Here is a 1,065-nt window from a genome sequence, read left to right as displayed (position 1 = left end):
GTGGGAGCGAGCTTGCTCGCGATGGGCCAGCCTTGCTGGCCCAAAAAACCAAGGTTTACTCGGCGAAGGCCATTCCATGCTTTTCTTTAGTGGTCTTCACCGCCTCCAGCACCGCCATCAGGCAATCATCACGATAGCGCTCCAACGCTGAAATGCTGTGCTGGCCCAACTGCTCGCTCGTCCCATCCACCACATCATCGATCAGCTTTTCGGTCAGCTCCGGCGCTGGCAGGTAGGTCCAGGGCAACTGCAGCGCGGGGCCGAACTGGGCCATGAAGTGACGCATCCCGGCGTCGCCGCCGGCCAGGGTGTAGGTCAGGAACGTGCCCATGAACGACCAGCGCAACCCGGCGCCAAAACGGATGGCGTCGTCGATTTCACCCGTGGTTGCCACGCCGTCATTGACCAGGTGCAGCGCCTCGCGCCAGAGTGCTTCGAGCAAACGGTCGGCGATGAAACCGGGCACTTCCTTGCGCACGTGCAGCGGCCGCATGCCGAGGGACTCATAAACTTGCATCGCTGCTTGGACGGCTTCGGGCGCAGTGTTTTTGCCGCCGACCACTTCCACCAGCGGCAACAGGTAGACCGGGTTGAACGGGTGCCCGACCACGCAGCGTTCCGGATGGGTCGAGCTTTCATAGAATTCGCTCGGCAACAGTCCTGAGGTGCTGGAACCGATCAGCGCGTTCGGCTTGGCGGCGGCGCTGATCTGGCTGTGCAGCTGGAGTTTGAGCTCCAGGCGCTCGGGGGCGCTTTCCTGGATGAAGTCGGCGTCGCGCACGCATTCTTCGATGGTCGCGACAAAGCGCAGCCGATCCTGCGAGGCGCCAGGGGCCAGGCCTTGTTTCTCCAGGGCGCCCCAGGCATTGGCTACGCGTTTGCGCAGCGCCGCCTCTGCGCCCGGCGCCGGGTCCCAGGCCACCACGTCGAGGCCATGGGCCAGGGCGCGGCTGACCCAGCCGCTGCCGATGACGCCGCTGCCCAGGGCGGCGAAGGTTTTGATGTCGGTGATGAAGTGCATGGTGGTTTCCTGAAAAGAGTAAAAATCACCTGTGGGAGCGAGCT

Annotated in this window: 1 protein-coding gene; it reads right to left on the bottom strand. The window is 63.7% G+C overall.

Features of this window, described 5'->3' with window-relative positions:
• Window positions 1-55: 55 nt before the first annotated feature.
• Entirely contained in the window at window positions 56-1,021 is a 966-nt protein-coding gene (locus OC610_RS27900; protein ID WP_264432811.1) for an L-carnitine dehydrogenase, read from the bottom strand.
• Between the last annotated feature and the right edge of the window lie 44 nt (window positions 1,022-1,065).

It is taken from the genome of Pseudomonas agronomica (assembly GCF_025917275.1).
In the GTDB taxonomy this organism is placed as follows: domain Bacteria; phylum Pseudomonadota; class Gammaproteobacteria; order Pseudomonadales; family Pseudomonadaceae; genus Aquipseudomonas; species Aquipseudomonas agronomica.
The sequence above is the reverse complement of the archived record's forward strand: the minus strand, read 5'-3'. Positions and strand labels throughout refer to the sequence as shown.